General features: G+C 64.3%; 2 protein-coding genes and 2 pseudogenes. 3 read left to right on the top strand and 1 reads right to left on the bottom strand.

Annotated features, from left to right (window positions below; translation table 11 throughout):
* A pseudogene (locus tag MOV75_RS36475) lies at nucleotides 1–168 on the bottom strand (J domain-containing protein); the annotation flags it as partial.
* A gap of 111 nt (nucleotides 169–279) precedes the next feature.
* On the opposite strand from MOV75_RS36475, the gene MOV75_RS36470 reads away from it, so the two are divergent.
* The 3 genes and pseudogenes from MOV75_RS36470 to MOV75_RS36460 form a co-directional block, all read left to right on the top strand.
* Entirely contained in the window at nucleotides 280–1,047 is a 768-nt protein-coding gene (locus MOV75_RS36470; protein WP_247007802.1) for an SDR family NAD(P)-dependent oxidoreductase, read from the top strand.
* A 362-nt stretch (nucleotides 1,048–1,409) separates the two neighbouring features.
* Nucleotides 1,410–1,658 (top strand): helix-turn-helix domain-containing protein, encoded by a 249-nt coding sequence (locus MOV75_RS36465; protein WP_063201937.1) that lies wholly within the window; start codon nucleotides 1,410–1,412, stop codon nucleotides 1,656–1,658.
* A 113-nt stretch (nucleotides 1,659–1,771) separates the two neighbouring features.
* Nucleotides 1,772–1,884: pseudogene (locus MOV75_RS36460) on the top strand (collagen-like protein); the annotation flags it as partial.

Here is a 1,884-nt window from a genome sequence, read left to right as displayed (position 1 = left end):
CACCGGAAGCGCCTGCTCGGCGGCCTGGCGCAGCATGGTGTCCGTGCTCATTCGCGCGATCTCGGCCACGAGCCGGCCCGCCTCGGCGAAGTCGGCTGATTGCGCCGACCGGAGGCGTTCGAGGGCGAGTTTCCAAGAATCGAGCCGAGGATCGAGCCGTTCCATCATGCGCGCAACGTTTAGCAATGAAGATCAGTATGCCAAGGCTGCCGTTTCCGACCCCTTAATTTCGAGTTAGCGTTTCGTGAAACTTCGAAACGAAATCGGGAGGAATATGTCATGGCACTGCTCGCAAATCATATCGCCGTCGTCACCGGCGCCGGCTCCGGTATCGGCCGGGCGATCGCGGCCGGCTATGCGCGCGAGGGTGCGCAAGTGGTGCTGCTCGACGTCAATTCCGACACTGTCGCGGACGCCGCCCAGGAGATCCGAAACTCGGGCGGCAAGGCCGAAAGCTTCGCACTCGACGTGACCCGGCGGGAGGATTGCTTCGCGCTGGCCAAGCAGGTCGCGGACAAGGTCGGACAGGTCTCGATCCTCGTCAACAATGCCGGCATCACCCGCCGCAACGCCTTCACCGCGGAGACGGAGACGGTGGCGAAGGACTGGAACGATATCATCTCGCTCAACCTCAACGGTGTCTTCAACATGACGCAGGCCTTCCTCAGCCCCTGGCGCGCGAGCAAGGGCCGCATCGTCAATATCGGCTCGATCCAGTCCTTCGTGCATCTGCGCACGCCGAGCTCGGCGGCTTACACGACCTCGAAACACGGCGTGCTCGGCTTCACCAAGGCGCTCGCGGTCGAGCTCGGCAAGGAGGGCGTGCGCGTCAACGCGATCGGGCCGGGCTTCATCGAGACCAACATCAACGCCAATGTGCGCGCCACCAATCCGGCGCTGGTGCAGGCCTTCGTCGATCACACCCCGCTGGCGCGCACCGGCAAGCCCGAGGACATCGTCGGACCCGCGGTCTTCCTGGCGTCGGATCTGTCGGCCTATGTCACGGGAACAATCGTGATGGTGGACGGCGGCTATCGGACGGTGTGAGGACGCGAGGCTCCAGCAGCATAGACGGTGTCCTCGCCCGCCTTGTGCGCAATTGCGCACTGGAGCGGGCGAACCAGTATTCCAAAGGCGGCAGCGATTGAACCGAAGCGCCGCGGCGCACGGGATGCCCCGGTCAAGCCGGGGCATGACACCCGTGACTGGAGAGAGAGATAGTCCCACATCACTCTGCATCTCGCACCAATCGCGGCGGCTTCGCGGCATTCCTGAGGTCATCTGGTGCGATCGGCCGTGGTTAACCTTTCATTAACCAAACCCGACCACCGTACATCTACGGCTAGGGGGTCGTTTGTTCTCGATCCGCTTCCAACGATGGAAGCGGGCGTTGATCGGGGAGTATGTTGATGACCACTGTTCATGTCGCCGCGTCCGAGCCGGGCGCACAATTTCTTGCTCCTAACCAGATCGTTCCGTTGCTGATCGGCGCGACCGTCGACGAGGTCGAGCGCGAGCTCGTGCTCCAGACGCTTGCGCGCTGCGACGGCAACCGCACGCGCGCCTCGCGCGTGCTCGGGCTGTCGGTACGCACGCTGCGCAACAAGATCAGGATCTATGCCGCCTCCGGCATCGACGTGCCCGCCTATCAGGATTAGCGCGCGGTTGCGTGCCGGTTGATGTTGACCGATCCCACGCGAAGCGTGGGCGGAATTGCTGCTGTCGTCAAACGCCGCTAAGTAACTTGCTTCCGGTCAAGGGGAGCAGTGGCGTGGCAGACGATCAGGGACGACGGCAGGGAGCTCAGGGACCGCGCGGGCGGCAGGGCGAGCCCGGACGGCCGGGACCGCAGGGTCATCCGGGCCGACGGGGGCCGGATGGCAC

Source organism: Bradyrhizobium sp. PRIMUS42 (assembly GCF_023006515.1).
Taxonomy (GTDB): Bacteria; Pseudomonadota; Alphaproteobacteria; order Rhizobiales; family Xanthobacteraceae; genus Bradyrhizobium.
This window is presented reverse-complemented; position numbering and strand designations above follow the sequence as displayed.